Raw genomic sequence first — 16,277 nt, 5'->3', positions numbered from 1 at the left:
CGTGAGGATGACGGCGACAGGGAGGATGGTCGCGTCATGGACGAGCGCGCCGCGATGGAGCTGATCGAGAGGGCGCAAGCCGAGACCTCGCGACGGGCGTCGGCGCTGGCGCGGCAGTGGAACGAGATCGTGGCGGCGTCGGAGTTCAGCAGCGGCGACGACGAACACGACCCGGAAGGTGCCACCATCGCCTTCGAGCGGGCGCAGGTCCAGGCGCTGCTGCGGCAGGCCCAGGACGAGCTCGCGGCACTCGGCCAAGCCGCCGAGCGGGTGCTGGCGGGCGTCTACGAGGTCTGCGAACGCTGCGGTGGCCCGATCTCCGAAGGCCGGCTCGCCGCCCTGCCGGCGACGCGGACCTGTATCGCCTGCGCGAATCGACGGTGACACAACCACTCCGCGGCGACAGTGCGATTCGCGGCCTCCCGAGTGGACGAAAGACGGTCACCGGCGCTCCGCGCGTTTCCTGACGTTCACTGCATGTGCGAAGGGACGGGCACCTTGCCCGCGCGCAAGAGCTCCAGCACGGTGCGCGTGAGCCCCGTTCCTTCGCTCTCAACCACCACCTGGCCCGGCCGAGGTCGCCCGGCGGCTCAACGCGCGCGGATACCGCACGATCGCCCCGGACCAGCGTGGTTACTCCGCGGGCGCGCGCCCGCTCGCGGTGCCCGACTACGGGGTCCCGGCCCTGGTGGCCGACGCGCTGGGCATTCTCGATGCCCTGGGCGTGACGCAAGCGCACGTCGCGGGACACGACTGGGGCGGGATCCTGGCCTGGCACCTCGCCGTGCAGCACCCCGGACGCACCCGATCACTCGTGGCCGCGTCGATGCCGCACCCGGCCGCGTGGGAGTGGGCTCGGGAAAACGATCCCGATCAGCAGCGCAGCTCGCGCTACCTCGCCGAATTCAGGCGCGCGGGCGAGATCGACGAGGTGATCGCGGACGGCGAAAAGCTGCGGGCGCTGATGGTGCCCCCGCTGTCGGACGAACAGTTCGCCCCGCACCGGGCACTCATGTCCGGCGGCGCCGCGACCGCCCGCCCTCAACTGGTACCGGGCGATGGGCAGCTTCCGGGCGCTGGGCCCGTCGACGATCCCGACCGCGTACCTGTGGGGCACCGCCGACACGGCCCTGGGCCGCGCCGGCGCCGAACGCTGCCGGCGGCACGTCACCGGGCCCTGCCGGTTCGTCGAACTCGAGGGGATCACGCACTGGGTTCCTGAAACAGCACCGGAAACGGTGGCGAGGGAGATTCTCTCCGGGGCCGAGCGGCCCTGAGCTCGCACCGCTTGCCGGGCCGGACACGGAGTCGATGCGGAGGTTCCTCGCTCGCCTCCGCGTCCGGCCCGGCCATCCTGACGTCCTCGGGCCATGCCTGCGTGAACCACTACCTACGAGAAGCGGGCCTGGGAGGCGGCTCACTTCACCGGCCGGACGGGCCCCGGTCATCGTCGGTCGCGGCGGTGATGGCCGTCGACACGTCCTGCAGGAAGCGGGCGATGAGGGCTTGCTGCGGTTCGCTGTAGCGCGCGATGACCGCGCGGACGTGGTCGGCGAGCGGGCCGAACAGGGCGGCGCCGATCGCCAGCGCAGAGTCGGTGATTCGCAGATCGACCTGGCGGCGATCGGCGGCGCTGCGGGTGCGCCGCAGGTGCCCCGCCTGTTCGAGCCGGTCGATGAGCGCGCTGGTGGCCGGAGGGCTCAGGTGCAGTGCCGCACTGAGCCGTCCGGGGGTCATCGGTTCCCGCGTCCGGTCGGCGTCCATGACCACGGCCAGCGCGTTCAGGTCGGTGCGGTGCATGTCGTGGCCGGCGCCGATCGTGGCGACGTAGCGCTCGGTCTCCACGGCGTGGCGGCGCAGCAACCCGGCCAACCCGTGAGGGTCGCCGGCTGCTCCCGCCGGGCTTCCTTCCATGTGGTGCTCCTCGTCGTTCTCCCGCAGCGACAGCCCGGTTGCGATCACGAGCGTCCCGCCCTATGTTTCCATTATCGAATATTTCTATGGTGGAAATAAAACTGACCCGTGAGAGGGGATGTCAAGGGGTGAGCGACGACGACCCGGCTGCTCGCCGGCCGAGGCGCCTCAGGTGGCTGCTGCCGGCGCTGCTCGCGGTGCTGTGGCTGGCGTTGGGTGCTCTCGCCGGGCCCTTCGCGGGAAAGCTGGGTGACGTCGTCCAGAACGACAGTTCCGCGTTCCTGCCCCGAAGTGCCGAGGCCACCCAGGCGCAAGCGCAGGAACAGGCGTTCGTCGACCGCGAAGTGCTGCCGGCGGTCGTGGTGGCCGAACGGTCCACGGGGATCACCGCGGCGGACCGGGAGTTCCTCGCCGAGCGGTCCGCCCGGATCGCTCGGCTGCCCGGGGTCGAGGCTCCGGTGTCGCCGGTCATCCCGGCTCCGCGAGACGACCGTGCCGTGCAGGTGGTGGTGGGGATCGACGCCACCGGCAACCCCGGCGACGTCGCGACCCGGGTGCGCGAAGCACTGGAGGACGCGCCGCGGGGACTGACCGTGCTGGTGACCGGGCCGGCCGCGCAGATCGCGGATCTGGTGGTCGCGTTCGGCGGGATCGACGGGGTGCTGCTGCTGGTCGCCGGTGCGGTGGTGGCCCTGATCCTCATCGTGGTCTACCGCAGCCCGCTGCTGCCGCTGCTGGTGCTCGTGTCCGCCGTGTTCGCACTGGGGCTGGCGAGCCTGACGGTGTACCTCCTGGCGGACAACGGGATCATCGATCTCAACGGGCAGAGCCAAGGCATCCTCTCGATCCTCGTCTTCGGCGCGGCGACCGACTACGCGCTGCTGCTGGTTTCGCGGTTCCGAGAGCAGTTGCGCGATACCGGCAGCCGGTTCGACGCCATGCGGGCGGCCCTGCGCGGCACTGTCGAACCGATCGTCGCATCCGCGGCGACGGTCGTCCTCGGCGTCTTGTGCCTGCTGTTCAGTGAGCTGAACTCCAACAAAGCGCTGGGGCCGGTGGCCGCGATCGGCATCGCGTCGGCGCTCGTGGCTTCGCTGACGTTCCTGCCCGCGGTGCTGGTGTTGTTCGGGCGTGCGATCTTCTGGCCCCGGGTACCCGCCCTGGGCTCCGCGCACCCGGAGGCCGCGGGGGTGTGGGGGAAGGTGGCCGAGTTCGTGGGGCGATCTCCCCGGGCGATCTGGATCGGCGTGGTACTCGTGCTGGCCGTCGGAGTGGCGTTCCTGCCGCAGTTGAAAGCCGCCGGCACCAGTCAGTCGGACGTGTTCCTGGACCGGGTCGATTCCGTCACGGGGCAACAGGTGCTCGAGCGGCACTTCCCCGGCGGCACCGGCGCGCCGACCGTGGTCATCACGAACGCCGGCGCGTCCGCCGCGGTGCGTTCGGCGGCCGTGGTGGCCGGGGTCGAGCGGGCTGCCGTGGTGCCCCCGGTCGTCGGCGGCCGCTCCCGGGTGGAGGTGGTGCTGCGCGACGCCCCGGATTCCACCGCGGCCGTCGAAACCGTCCAACGCGTTCGCGACGCCGTGCACGCGGTGCCCGGCGCGGACGCGTTGGTGGGCGGCCCCACCGCCGTCCAGCTCGACACGCGGATCGCCGCCGAGCACGACCGCGACCTGATCATCCCCATCGTGCTGGTCGTGATCTTCCTGGTCTTGGCGTTGCTGCTGCGCGCGTTGCTCGCGCCGCTGCTGCTGATCGCCACCGTCGTGTTGTCGTTCGCCGCCACCATGGGCCTGTCCGCGGTCGTGTTCAACTCGGTCTTCGGGTTTCCCGGAGCCGACCCCGTGGTGCCGTTGTTCGGTTTCGTGTTCCTGGTCGCGCTGGGCGTCGACTACAACATCTTCCTCATGACCAGGGTGCGGGAGGAGACGCGACGTTCGTCCACCCGGGCGGGAACGCTGCGCGGGCTCGCCGTGACCGGCGGAGTGATCACTTCGGCCGGTGTGGTTCTCGCCGCCACGTTCGCGGCGCTCGCCGTCATCCCGATCCTGTTCCTGGCCCAGCTCGCCTTCATCGTCGCGGTCGGCGTGCTGATCGACACCCTGCTGGTTCGCACGCTCCTCGTGCCCGCGCTCACGCTCGACATCGGTCGCCGCGTCTGGTGGCCTTCGGCGCTGTCTCGGGCACACACCGGCATTCGTTGACGTGTCGTCGGATCGTCCCTAGGTTCGACGCCATCGCCGATCTCGAAGGAGCGGTTATGGCTATTCCGGTGCCCGATGCGGCCAGGCTCGCCGAGCTGTCTCGGCGTTACGGGTTCGACTTGACCCAGGCCGAGATCGGGGAGTTCGTCCCGGCGGTGGAAGGGACGTTGGCGGCGTCGGAGGAGGTCGAGCGGCTCTACGAGCGGTCCTCGCCCGAGGTGCCGGTACGGGAGTCGTCGCTGCCGGTGGACAATCCGCTCAACGCGTGGTCGGTGCGGACGGCGATTACCGAGACGGCGGAAGGCCCGCTGGCGGGGCGGACGGTCGCGGTGAAGGACAACATCGCCGTGGCCGGGGTGCCGATGGTCAACGGTTCGGCGTCGATGGAGGGCTTCGTGCCGAGGCGGGACGCGACGGTCGTGCGCCGGCTGCTCGCCGCGGGCGCGACGATCGCCGGCAAGTCGACGTGCGAGGACCTGTGTTTCTCCGGGGGCAGTTTCACGTCGTGGCCGGGGCCGGTGCGCAACCCGTGGGACCTCTCGCGCAACGCGGGTGGTTCGTCGAGCGGCAGCGCCGCGCTGGTGGCGAACGGCGACGTCGACCTGGCGGTGGGCGGGGACCAGGGCGGCTCGGTGCGGATCCCGGCGTCGTTCACCGGGATCGTGGGGCACAAGCCCACGTACGGTCTGGTGCCGTACACCGGCGCGTTCCCGATCGAGCAGACCATCGACCACCTCGGACCGATGACGCGCACGGTCGACGACGCCGCGCTGATGCTGAGCGTGCTGGCCGGTGTCGACGGCTACGACTCCCGACAGCCGACGGTCCTCGACCCGGTCGACTACGTCGCCGCCCTGCGCGAGAGCGCGTCCGGGCTGCGCGTGGGCGTGGTGCGGGAAGGGTTCGGCACGCCGGTGTCGCTGGCCGGCGTCGACGACGTGGTCCGGGACGCGGTGGAGGTGCTGCGCTCGGCCGGGCTGACCGCGGACGAGGTCTCGGTCCCGTGGCACACCGACGCCATGGCGGTGTGGAACGTGATCGCGACCGAAGGCGCCGCCTACCAGATGATCGACGGCCACGGGTACGGCATGGGCACCTGGGGCCAGTACGACCCCGAGCTGATCGCGCACTACGCCCGGGGCCGCCTCGCGCGCGGCCGCGACCTGTCCAAGACGGTCCAGCTCGTCGGCCTCTCCGGCCGCTACACCTTCGAACTCGGCGGCGGCAAGTACTACGCCATGGCGCGCAACCTCTCCTATGAACTGCGGGCCGCCTACGACACCGCCCTGGGCGACTACGACGTCCTCGTCATGCCGACGCTGCCGTACGTCGCGCGCGAGCTGCCGGCACCGGACGTGTCGCTCGCCGATTACCTGGACACGGCCTTGTCGATGATCGGCAACACCGCGCCGTTCGACGTGACCGGTCATCCCGCGTGCAGCGTCCCGGCCGGACTGGTGGCCGGCCTGCCGGCGGGGATGATGATCATCGGAAAACGGTTCGACGACGCCACGGTCCTGCGGGTCGCGCACGCGTACGAGCAAGCGGTGGGCGGATTCCCCGCCCCGGCGGGCACTGCGGCTGCGGCGTCCTAGCTCGATCTTTCGCAGGGTCTGCGGCCTGGCGTGATCGGGTTCGGATGGGGGTTTTTGGATCGTATCGGGGCTGGTGGGTGTGGTTGACCGGCCCGTGTCAGCGGGCTGGCTGCCGGGTTCCACGGGCCCGTGGTGGTCCTTTCCTCTGTTGCGGGGCGGGTTTGTGCTGGTCAGGTCGGTTCTGGGTGGGTGATGGCGCTGAGGGCGAGGCTGGTCCAGGGATTGTGGGCTGACAGGCGCAGGTGCACGCGCCGGGCGTGGCGGGCCAGCGGGCGGGGATGGCGAACAGCCGTAGTCGTCGGGTTTCGCCTCCCATCGGCGAGCCGGGTGGCCGGTGAGGGCGAGCATCGGCATCCAGGCTGTGAGGTCCATCGCGAGTGTGGCGAGCGCGAGCCAGATGCGGTTGGCGTCGAAACGGTGGAAGGGCAGGTTCCCCAAGCCGGTGTCCTTGGCTGCGCGGATGCGGTCCTCGCAGCGGGCCCGCCGGCGGTGGCGCAGTTCCAGGTCGGGTAGCTGCCCTGTGGTGGTGTTGGTGACGAAACGCGGTCAATCTCATCCCGTCGCGGTCGGTGAACCGCAGCTGCGCGCCGGGATGCGGCCGTTCTTTTCTGACGATCAAGCGCATGCCGGGCGGCCATCCGGACAGGGTGACGATTCCCGTGGCCTCGACGACCCAGGCGCCGTCGCGAACCTCGCCGTCGGCGTCGTATGCGGGTGTCCAGTTCTCGGGTGAGAGGTGGGTGTCGAGGGCGTCGACGATCTCGTCGGTGAGCGTAAATCCGATCGAATACTGCACCCGGCGACGGTGGCAGCATTCGAGGAACTCGTGTGTACCGCCGCCGGAGTCGGTGCGCACCAGCACTTTCCGACCGACACGCCACAACGGCCGCTACGGCAGTGGGGAGAGGGACTCGCGCAGGACCTGCTGATGATCGGCGGCGGTATTGCTCCCGGCGTTACCGGGCCGCAGCATCGCTGCCACAGGCTCGCCAGTGCCAGTCTCACCGTGGTCGACGAACGCCCACAACGGGTGAAACCCGAAACCGCGCTTGAACGTCGGTGCCGCCAGTTCTTTCTCCGAGTGCGCCTCGGTCAGGGTGGCATCGAGATCGATCACCAACGGATGCCCGGCGTCGATTCCGTGATCGGGAGCGTGTTCGCCAGCCAGCCAGCCAGCCGCCACGCCCGCGCGTCAGCACGCGCGGAAGCCATGGCCGCCAACGCTTTCGGCGCATCGGCCGCCAGCACGGCCACCAGCCGCGACACTGTCGGATCCGACGCCACCAGACCGAACACGCCCGGCTCGGCCCGCAGCACCAGGTCCGAGACACAGTCACCACCGATCGCGAGCGAGATCGCCAAATCCAGCACGATCTGGCCCGGATCGTGGGTGGCCATCGGTTTGCGCCACGGCGTCAGCACCGCCGACCGGCCACCGGCCAGGCCGACCCGCTCCACAGCGCGCAGCAACGGCACCGCCCCAGCCTGCGACACGACCCCAGATCCATCGCCATCCACAGTCAACACCGGATAGGACGAGATGCACTTCCGCACCAGAAGGGTGCTCCTCACGCGCGATGATTTTTCCCTCACCAAGAAGGACCATCACACGTCGAAGCACCCTTCCCCGTCCCCGACACACACCCACACCAAATTTCGACGAATCCCCGAAGCTAGGCTGAGGTGGGCGGTTCGCCTTGGTTTGCGAGCCAGGCGCGCAGCCGGGCCTTTTCCACTTTGCCCATGTGGTTTCGCGGCAACGCGTCGACGCGCTCCACCCGGGTCGGCCAGTACCACTCGGTCATGCCCAGATCGGACAGGTAGGAGCGAATGTCGTGCAGTCTGACCGGCGCAGGGCTCACGATCACCGCGCACCCCTCGACGTTGTCCCGGTGCCCGATAATGGCGACGTCAGTGATCTCGGGGTGCGCGCGCAGCGCGTCCTCCACGTCGGCAACCGGGATCATGAGCGCGCCGCCGATCCGGTCCGCGGCCCGTCCGACCAACCTGTAGCCGCCCCGGCCGTCCGGGACGGCCAGATCCCCGGTGTCGAACCAGCCCTCGTCGTGCTCGGCCAGCACCTGCAGCTTCCCGCTGTCGCGTCCCATGCTGGCCAGGCAGAGTGAGCCGCCTCGGATCATGAACCGGCCCGGGTTCTCCTTGTTGACCGGCGCGTGCGCGACCGCCGGGCGCAACTCGACCTCGGTGCCGGTACCGGGGCGGCCGATGCTGCGCGTGGCCCAGTCCGGCGGGTCGTCGGGGCTGGTTACCGTGAGCCCGCCCTCGGTCATCCCCCACTGGTTCCTCAGCGGCAAGCCCAATACCTCGGCCGTTTCGGTCATCAGCTCGGGCGAGATCGCGGTACCCGATGTGATGACCTCGCGCAGCCGAGGCAGTTGGACGCCGTCCTCGCGCACGGCTGCGAGCAGCTCGCTCAGGAGCGTGGGCACCAGGACCAGCTGCTCGGTGCCGGCCTCGGCCAGCAACTCGGCGATGCGTCGGGGATCCCAGCGGTCGACCAGCAATGTGGTGCCACCGGTGGCGAACGACAGCACGACGTAGCACATTGCCAGCCCATGCATCAACGACTGGGAACTGTACCGATGCTCCTTCGTCCCGTCGCCGGGCAGCAGGGGTGACATCTTGGCGTACATGCAGTTCAGGTTGCGCAGGATCGCTTTGGGCTCGCCGGTGGTGCCGGAGGTGAACAGCACATGCGTCACCCCGTAAGGATCCGTGTGACAGGTGGCCGGCGCCGGGTGCCGCTGCTCCTGAAAGAACTGGACAAAGTCGATCTCGTCTTCACGCACCACATCGCCGAACACCACCCGATGGCGCAGCGCCGGCAACCGAGGCGCCATCGCGGCCACCGTGGCGGCAAGCTCGTAGCCCTCCCACACGTCGGTGGTGATGAACACGCTGGTCCCCAGCCTGGCCAGCATCCGCTCCAGCTCCCGACCCCGAATAGTGGTCACCACCGGGGCCAATATGGCGCCCCGACGCCAGCAGGCCAGCTCCAGCGCTAGCGTCTGCCACCAGTTGGGCAGCTGGACGGACACCACCTCACCCGCCCCGACACCCAGCTCGGCCAGCGCGGCCGCGAACCGGTCCACCCAGCCGGCCAGCTCCCGGTAGCTCAGCGTGACCAGCCCGTCCCGCTCTCGAAACGCCAAGACCGCCGGCGCATCGGGAGTCTCCTCAGCCCACCGGAAAAGGTCTTCCACCAGAGTTTCTGTGCGCCACTCTCCCGATGCAAGGTACCGCTGGATGGACTCATCAGACGGCCGAACCGACAACGCTTTCATTTGATCCCCCCGGATCTGAATTCACCAACCTGTCCGACGATAAGCGCAATTGATCAAGGATGGGATGGGCAGGTGCGACAGCGGACAGTGATAATCGCCACAGACGTCAGCCGTTCCACTGTTCCGGATCCTCGGTGAGCGCACCGACCAGATAAACGGCAGGTAATCAGCCATTATCGGATCACCAGAAAAATGCTCCTCGCACGCGATGATTTTTCCCTCAGCAAGAAGGATCACCACAGGTCGGAGCACCCTTCTCCATCTCCGACACGCACCCACATCAAATTTCGGTGAATCCCTGAGGCTAGCGCTGGGTGCCGGCGCGCTCGGGGGAAGACGTCGAGCTGGTAGCCGCGTGCGCCGTGGGTCGGCGGTGCCTCGCCGCAACCTCCCACCTCGATCGGCCCCTGGCGCAGTGTCAGAGCGGACCGGCTCCCTGCGCCTTGCGAGCCGACTCCGGAGTACGAAATCCGCTTGCGAGGCCGAGCGGGTCCCCTTTTACGCTGCGCACATGGAAGATCCCTCCGCGGAACAGGCACTCCGAACTGAGCTGCTGCGCAAGTCAGGTCTTGCCGTGCTGGACACGAACTACTCGGCCGGAGGGTCGCGGCCGAGCGACGTCTGGCGCCTGGCTGCCAGTGGAAGCACTGTTCCGGCCGCGACCGTTGAAGTTCTGCCCGATTTCGGGTATTTGGAGGAAGTCGATCGACAATGGCAGTTCCTGGCAGAGGAGCGCGGCCTTTTCGGCGAAGACGGAGAATTTCTGATCAGCGTCGCCGGTGAACGGGTCGGAAGGCTGCCGTGGGCACGCGTCCGGCGCCTTGGCCGGATGGCTCTCGCGCATCATCTCGTGGCATATCCCGGCGAACCTGAATTCGTGGCCATGTCCAGGGATGCGCGGGTGATGTGCGGTGTGACGACCGAGGAATACGACATCTGGATTGTCGCCGGTGATCTTCCTGACCGGGCAAGCAGATCGACCGCCCGGGACCAGGTGGCGGACATCTCCGCGGCTGGCCCTTGCCCCGGCCGGTGCCGAGCGTGAATCTGGGGCGGCGGCCCGAGCGACATCGAGCACGCTGAACGCGCCACGCACGACACGATCGACGAGGATCAGCTGATGACCGTCACCGAGCACGCCGCCACCGCGGGCGGCGCCGCCGATCTGCTCGCCCTGCTGGCCGCCGCGACCGGGGACCCGGGGCGGGTCGGGCAGCGGCTGTCCGACCGGCTGGCCCACGCGCACGACGCGTCGCACTTCATGCTGACGCCGCGGGCGGTGGTGAGGGCGAGCAGTGCGGACGAGGTCGGGCGGTTGTTCGCCGCCGCGGGCTCGGCCGGGGTGCCGCTCGGGTTCCGGTCCGGGGCCACGAGCCTGTCGGGGCAGGGCGGGACCGACGGCGTGCTCGTCGACACCCGGCGCCACTTCCGCGACATCGAGGTGCTCGACGACGGCGCGCGGGTGCGGGTGGGGCCCGGGGCCACGATCCGGCAGGTCAACGCGCGCCTCGCGCGCCTGCGCCGCAAGCTCGGGCCCGACCCGGCGAGCGAGGTCGCGTGCACCGTCGGGGGCGTGGTCGCGAACAACTCCAGCGGCATGGCGTGCGGCACCTGGGCCAACAGCTACGCGACGCTCGAGTCGATCGTGCTCGTGCTGCCGTCGGGCACGGTCGTGGACACCGGAAAACCCGATGCGGACGGCCGCCTGCGCGCCGCCGAGCCCGAGCTGCACGCCGGCCTGTGCCGGCTGCGCGACCGGGTGCGGGGCGACGCGGCGCTGCGCAAGCGGGTCGAGCAGCAGTTCTCGATGAAGAACACCATGGGCTACGGCCTCAACTCGCTGCTCGACCACACCGAGCCGGCGGACATCCTGGCCCACCTGGCGGTCGGCAGCGAGGGCACGCTGGCGTTCATCGCGTCGGTGGTGCTGCGCACGGTGCCCTTGCACGGGCACGCGCGCACCGGCCTGCTCGTCTTCGACGACCTCGCCGGGGCCACCGGCGCGTTGCCGGCGCTGGTCGCCACCGGCCCGGCGACGATCGAGCTCCTCGACGCGACTTCGATCCGCGTGGGCCAGCGCGACGCCCAGGCGACCGCGGTGCTGCGCGACCTCGCGGTCGACCGGCACGCGGCGTTGCTCGTCGAGTACCAGGCCGGCACCGCCGAAGAGGTCGACGAGCTGGCCGCGGGGGCCGGCGCGACCCTGGCGGCGCTGCCGACCACCGCGCCGGCGGTGCTGTCCGCGGACCCGGCGACCCGAGCCGGCCACTGGCACGTGCGGAAGGGCCTGTACGCCATGATCGCCGGGGCCCGGCCGGCCGGCACCACGGCGCTGCTGGAGGACATCGTCGTGCCGGTGCCCGAGCTGCTGCCGACGTGCGAGTCGCTCACGGGCCTGTTCGACCGCCACGGCTACCGCGACAGCGTGATCTTCGGCCACGCCAAGGACGGCAACATCCACTTCATGCTCACCGAGCGCCTCGGCGACGGCCGGCCGCTGGACCGGTTCGCGGCCTTCACCGACGACATGGTCGACCTCGTGCTGGGCCACGGCGGATCGCTGAAGGCCGAGCACGGCACCGGCCGGATGATGGCCCCGTTCGTGCGCCGCCAGTACGGCGACGAGCTCTACGACGTCATGCGTGAGATCAAGCGCCTGTGCGACCCCCGGGGCCTGCTCAACCCGGGTGTGCTCATCGCCGAGGACCCGGCCGGGCACCTGCGCGACCTCAAGGCCTCGCCGCAGGTGGAGGAAGAAGTCGACCGCTGCGTGGAATGCGGCTTCTGCGAACCCGTCTGCCCGAGCCGCGACCTCACCACCACGCCGCGCCAGCGCATCGTGCTGCGCCGCGAGATCGAGCGCGCCCGCGAAGCCGGGGACGCGGCCGCGCTCGCGCAGCTGCAGGCCGAGTACGAGTACGACGCCGTGGAGACCTGCGCCGTCGACGGGATGTGCCAGACCGCCTGCCCGGTGACGATCAACACCGGCGACCTGATGAAGCGGCTGCGGGCCGAAGAGGCCGGGCGGGCCACGTCGGCGATCTGGGCGGGCGCGGCACGGCACTGGGACGGCGCGACGCGGGCGGCCGCGACCGCGCTCACCACCGCCGCCAAGTTGCCGGAGCGCCTGGTCGTCGGCGCGAACGAGCTGGCCCGCAAGGCCGGGGGCGCCGATGCGGTCCCGCTGTGGTCGCCCGAGCTCCCGCGAGGCGGGCGGCGCCGCACCGAGTCCGTGACCGGGAACGCCGACGCGGTGCTGTTCGCGTCGTGCACCGGCACCATGTTCGGCGGCGCGGAGCCCGGAGCCGCGGCGGCGGTGCGAACCCTGTGCGAGCGGGCCGGGATCCGCCTCACGACCCCGGAGGGGCTGCCTTCGCTGTGCTGCGGCACCCCGTGGAAGTCCAAGGGCATGGAACGGGGGCACGACGAGATGTCGCGGCGCGTGCTCCCCGCTCTGTGGACCGCCACGGGGAGCGGCCGGATCCCGGTGATCGGCGACGCGTCCTCGTGCACCGAGGGGCTGCGGCACCTGATCGAACGGGGGCCGGAGCGGTTCCGGGGGATCCGGGTGGTCGACGCCATCGAGTTCGTGCGCGACGAGGTGCTCGGCCGTCTCACGATCAGCGCCCCGGTCGAGGCCGTGGCCCTGCACCCGACGTGCTCGGCCACGCGGATGGGGCTGGCGGGCGCGCTGCGCGAGGTCGCCGCGGCCGTGGCCGCCACCGTGACCGTGCCCGAGGAGTGGGGGTGCTGCGGCTTCGCCGGCGACCGCGGTCTGCTGCACCCGGAGCTGACGGCGTCGGCCACCGCACGCCAGGCCCGGGAGCTCGCCGCCGCCGGCCCCTTCGACGCCCACGTCTCCTGCAACCGCACGTGCGAGCTCGGCATGACCCGGGCGACCGGGCACCGCTACGAGCACGTCCTCGAGCTCGTCGAACGGGCCACCCGGCCCGCGGGGGAAGATCGGTGACGCGCGGGGCCCGTCCGCGAAAACCCGGTGGCGGCTCACAGCAGCCGCTGCTACCTTCCCGGAGGCCGTGCGACAGACCGAGGAGGTGGTACCCGTGAACGTTACGACAGGGGTGCTCCCTTCAGGGGTCACGGTCGGGCGGTAGGTCGTCCGGGAGCGCCGTTCGCGAGCACTCCCGAAAGGCACGTTAATGCGATTCTCCGCCGAACAGCGCCTCGACGACGGCGTCCTCGAGCGCGAGTTCACCCTCGGCGAGATCCCCGGCATCCTGTGGACGCCCGCATCGGCGTCCGGGCCGGCCCCGCTGATCCTGCTCGGCCACCCCGGCGGACTGCGCAAGATGTACCCGCGCCTGGTGGCCCGGGCCCGGCACACCGCGGCGGAAGGCTACGCCGCGGCCACCCTCGAGCTCCCCGGCAGCGGTGACCGGCCCCGGTCCGCCGCCGCCGAGCAGGCCCGCGCCGACCTGCGCCGGGCGCTGCGGACCGGGGAGCCGGTCGAGGAGATCGTCGACCGGCTCGTCCTGCCGCTGGTCGAGCAGGCGGTCCCGGAATGGCGGGCCGCTCTGGACGCCCTTCTTGCGCTGCCGGAGATCGGCGGCCCCGTCGGGCTCGCCGGCGGGGTGATCGCCATCGGCGTCCGGCTGGCGGTGGTCGAGCCGCGCATCGCGGCCGCCCTCCTGTTCGCCGGGAGTTTCGTCCCCCGCAGCATGTTCGAGGAGGCCAGGCAGGTCACGGTTCCGCTGCTCGTCCTGCTGCAGTGGGATGACGAGGGAAACGACCGGCAGCTGGCCCTGGACCTGTTCGACGCCTTCGGCTCGAAGGAGAAGACACTGCACGCCAACACGGGCGGGCACACGGGCGTCCCGCGGTTCGAGGGCGACGACGGGAACCGGTTCTTCGCGCGGCACCTGAAGTGAGCCCGGACTCCTCGGCCCGAGATCCGTTGACAGGGCGGGGAAAGACCGGCAGCGGCAGGTCCGGGTCCGTTGTGGACACCGGCCCGGACCCGGTGACGTTGGTCCTTCGCGGCGGTGCCTTGTGGCCGGCGCGGGGTCTCGGCGGTCCGGGGTTGGCTGGGCCCGTCCGATCCGACGAGGCCATCAGGAGAAGCCGTGTCCCACAAAGCTGTTCCCGCCCCGGCACCGGGGGCCGGCGGGTGGACGAGCGCCGAAGTGGAGGTTCTGGGGCGCGCGGTCCTGCGGGCCCCGTCGGTGCACAACACCCAGCCGTGGGCCGTGGAGCCGAAGGACCGTGCGGTGCTGTTGAGGGAACGGACCGACGTGGCGTTGCCCCAACACGATCCCGGGCGGCGCGACCTCGCGATGTCGTGCGGGACGGCGCTGGCGAACCTCGAACTGGCCGTGCGGGTGCTCGGCCGGCGGGCCGACGTGACGATCCTGCCCGATCCGGCCCGTCCGGACGTCGTGGCGCGCGTCGATGCGGCAACGCGGTGCGCGCCGTCGGAGGAGGACCTGGCGCGGTTCGCGGCGATCGCGGTGCGGCGCAGCCACCGCGGCCGGTTCGGCGGCCTCCCGGTCGCCCGGCGACAGGTCGACCGGGTGGTGCGGGCCGCGGTGACGACCGGGGCCGAAGCTGTGCCGTTGACCGATGCCGGCGAGCTCGCGAAGCTGTTCGACCACGCCGCCCGCGCGATCCGGGACGACGGTGCCTACCAGCGCGAGCTCGCCCTGTGGACGATCCGCGACGAGGCCGGGCACCGCCACGGCGCGGGGCTGGGGCGCACCGTGGTGCCGCCGGGTGAGCTGCCGTGGGCCGGGCTGGTCCGCCGCGCCACCGAGATACCCGAGCCGCGCGTGCTGCGGTCCCGGCTGGCCGCCGAGACGTTCCTGCTGTTCCTGACGGCCGACGACAGCCGCGCCGACCACGTCCGGGCCGGCTACGCGCTCGAACGCGGCTGGCTCGAAGCGGTCACGCTGGGGCTGTCGGCGGCGGTGCTGACGCAGCCGTTGCACGTGCCGGAAGTGCGCTCGGCGCTGTGCGAGGACCGCGGTCTCGCGGGGTTCCCGCAAGCGTTGATGCGGCTCGGCAGGCCGGCTGGGGACGCGCCCGCGAGCCTGCGCCGCGGGGTGGGCGAAGTCCTGGCCGGAGCGGGCCGGAGCGAGCCGTGAACGGGGCGACCGGGCCGGTCGTCGTGGGTCTGGACGGGAACGGGCAGGCGGCGACGGCCGCACGGTGGGCGGTGCGCGAAGCGGCGCTGTGGCACACCTCGCTGACCGTGCTCACGGCGAGCGCGGTGGCGCGCCCGTGTCCGGGCGGCAAGGCGTCGGCGTGGCTCGAAACCAAGGCCGTGCTCGCGCAGGAGGTGGCGCGGGCGGCGCGCGACGGGCCCGCGGCAGCCGAGCCGGGTGTGCCCGTCATGACCAAGACCAGTACGGCCGGCGCCGAAACCGCCTTGCGGCAGGCCTCGGCCGGTGCCCTCGTGCTCGTGCTCGGCCCGCCGACCGGGACGCTCTCCGGACTGCTGGCCGGATCCCCGGGCGCCGACCTCATCGCGAGAGCGGGCTGTCCGGTGGTGATCGTGCGCGGAACCGGTGCGGCGCGCCCGGACGGCCCGGTCGTCGTCGGCGTCGACCGCGGCCCGACGAGCGAGGCCGCCGTGTCGTGGGCGTTCGAGGAGGCGTCGCGGCGGGGCACGAGACTGGTCGCGGTGCACGCGTGGCACGACAGCGAGAGCGGCCGGCCGTTCGCGGACGACCCGGCAAGCCCGCTCGCCGAGATCGGCGACGGCGAGAAACGGCTGCTCACGCAGCGCCTGGCCGGTCGGCGCGAGCGGTACCCGGACGTCGACGTCGAACCGGTGGTCGAGCGCGATCTCCCCGGCGACCGGCTGCTCGAACGCAACGCCGAGGCGGCGCTCGTGGGCAGCCGGCGGCGGGGCGGGTTCACGGGCACGGTCCTCGGTTCCACGACCCACGCCCTGCTCCACCGCGCCGACTGCCCCGTGATGGCGGTCGGCGGCTAGCAGCAGACCGGACGCCCGGAGCGCCCCGGCCGGGGACCCGCGCGGCCGCCGAACCCGGTCCACAGTGGATCGAGGACCCGGCGCCCGCTCCCGGGTGCGGCCACGGCTCCGCCGGAGGGAACTGCGCTTTCGTCCTCGGGAAAAGGGACTTCGTCCCCTCGCCGGCCGGGGCGTGGCTGCGCGACGGTGGGGCGGACCGGCGAGGTCGAAAACGAGGAGATCCGATGCACGCACAACCCGGAGGCCGCCGGCTCTCCGCCGGCCGCCGGTCCACGGTGCTGCCGGGGCCGGATGCCGTCGTCCTCAC

The 16,277-nt window shown here is 71.5% G+C and carries 10 protein-coding genes and 2 pseudogenes; 9 read left to right on the top strand and 3 right to left on the bottom strand.

Going from position 1 to position 16,277, the window contains the following annotated elements; genetic code table 11:
• Positions 1 to 36 precede the first annotated feature (36 nt).
• Both AB0K15_RS36955 and AB0K15_RS36950 read left to right on the top strand, forming a co-directional pair.
• Positions 37 to 384, top strand: coding sequence for a TraR/DksA C4-type zinc finger protein (locus tag AB0K15_RS36955; RefSeq protein ID WP_364061541.1), 348 nt, complete (start codon positions 37 to 39; stop codon positions 382 to 384).
• Between the two features lie 199 nt (positions 385 to 583).
• Positions 584 to 1,222: pseudogene (locus tag AB0K15_RS36950) on the top strand (alpha/beta fold hydrolase); the annotation flags it as partial.
• Between the two features lie 200 nt (positions 1,223 to 1,422).
• Here the strand turns inward: AB0K15_RS36950 and AB0K15_RS36945 are convergent.
• The gene (locus AB0K15_RS36945; RefSeq protein WP_364061538.1) at positions 1,423 to 1,962 is read right to left on the bottom strand and encodes a MarR family transcriptional regulator; all 540 of its coding nucleotides are present in this window, start codon (positions 1,960 to 1,962) and stop codon (positions 1,423 to 1,425) included.
• A gap of 80 nt (positions 1,963 to 2,042) precedes the next feature.
• On the opposite strand from AB0K15_RS36945, the gene AB0K15_RS36940 reads away from it, so the two are divergent.
• Together AB0K15_RS36940 and AB0K15_RS36935 are read left to right on the top strand one after the other, a co-directional pair.
• Positions 2,043 to 4,115 carry an MMPL family transporter gene (locus AB0K15_RS36940; protein ID WP_364061535.1) on the top strand — a complete coding sequence of 691 codons (2,073 nt, stop codon included), beginning with the start codon at positions 2,043 to 2,045 and terminating at the stop codon, positions 4,113 to 4,115.
• A gap of 56 nt (positions 4,116 to 4,171) precedes the next feature.
• Complete coding sequence (locus AB0K15_RS36935) at positions 4,172 to 5,710, top strand: amidase (protein ID WP_364061532.1); 1,539 nt, start codon at positions 4,172 to 4,174, stop codon at positions 5,708 to 5,710.
• 170 nt (positions 5,711 to 5,880) lie between these two features.
• Here AB0K15_RS36935 and AB0K15_RS36930 read toward each other — a convergent pair.
• Both AB0K15_RS36930 and AB0K15_RS36925 read right to left on the bottom strand, forming a co-directional pair.
• Positions 5,881 to 7,264, bottom strand: a pseudogene (locus tag AB0K15_RS36930) (IS1380 family transposase).
• A 119-nt stretch (positions 7,265 to 7,383) separates the two neighbouring features.
• Positions 7,384 to 8,934 carry an AMP-binding protein gene (locus tag AB0K15_RS36925; protein ID WP_364061529.1) on the bottom strand — a complete coding sequence of 517 codons (1,551 nt, stop codon included), beginning with the start codon at positions 8,932 to 8,934 and terminating at the stop codon, positions 7,384 to 7,386.
• A gap of 592 nt (positions 8,935 to 9,526) precedes the next feature.
• Between AB0K15_RS36925 and AB0K15_RS36920 the strand changes: the two genes are divergently transcribed.
• From AB0K15_RS36920 to AB0K15_RS36900, 5 genes are all read left to right on the top strand, one after another.
• Complete coding sequence (locus AB0K15_RS36920; protein ID WP_364061526.1) at positions 9,527 to 10,060, top strand: hypothetical protein; 534 nt, start codon at positions 9,527 to 9,529, stop codon at positions 10,058 to 10,060.
• A gap of 75 nt (positions 10,061 to 10,135) precedes the next feature.
• A complete protein-coding gene (locus AB0K15_RS36915; protein WP_364061523.1) occupies positions 10,136 to 12,985 on the top strand; it encodes an FAD-binding and (Fe-S)-binding domain-containing protein in 2,850 nt (949 codons plus the stop codon).
• Between the two features lie 190 nt (positions 12,986 to 13,175).
• The gene (locus AB0K15_RS36910; protein WP_364061520.1) at positions 13,176 to 13,904 is read left to right on the top strand and encodes an alpha/beta hydrolase; all 729 of its coding nucleotides are present in this window, start codon (positions 13,176 to 13,178) and stop codon (positions 13,902 to 13,904) included.
• 195 nt (positions 13,905 to 14,099) lie between these two features.
• Complete coding sequence (locus tag AB0K15_RS36905) at positions 14,100 to 15,116, top strand: nitroreductase (protein ID WP_364061517.1); 1,017 nt, start codon at positions 14,100 to 14,102, stop codon at positions 15,114 to 15,116.
• Positions 15,113 to 15,970 (top strand): universal stress protein, encoded by an 858-nt coding sequence (locus tag AB0K15_RS36900; protein ID WP_364061514.1) that lies wholly within the window; start codon positions 15,113 to 15,115, stop codon positions 15,968 to 15,970. The genes AB0K15_RS36905 and AB0K15_RS36900 overlap by 4 nt, the downstream gene beginning before the upstream one ends.
• Positions 15,971 to 16,277: the final 307 nt, after the last annotated feature.

The organism is Amycolatopsis sp. NPDC049253 (assembly GCF_040678995.1).
GTDB lineage: Bacteria > Actinomycetota > Actinomycetes > Mycobacteriales > Pseudonocardiaceae > Amycolatopsis.
Note: the sequence above shows the minus strand (reverse complement) of the source record. Positions and strands in the feature narration are given on the sequence as shown.

Bases quoted from the DNA above. Each gene is read 5' to 3' on its own strand.
- AB0K15_RS36955 (WP_364061541.1), top strand. From the start codon at position 37: ATGGACGAGCGCGCCGCGATGGAGCTGATCGAGAGGGCGCAAGCCGAG.
- AB0K15_RS36935 (WP_364061532.1), top strand. From the start codon at position 4,172: ATGGCTATTCCGGTGCCCGATGCGGCCAGGCTCGCCGAGCTGTCTCGG.
- AB0K15_RS36920 (WP_364061526.1), top strand. From the start codon at position 9,527: ATGGAAGATCCCTCCGCGGAACAGGCACTCCGAACTGAGCTGCTGCGC.
- AB0K15_RS36915 (WP_364061523.1), top strand. From the start codon at position 10,136: ATGACCGTCACCGAGCACGCCGCCACCGCGGGCGGCGCCGCCGATCTG.
- AB0K15_RS36910 (WP_364061520.1), top strand. From the start codon at position 13,176: ATGCGATTCTCCGCCGAACAGCGCCTCGACGACGGCGTCCTCGAGCGC.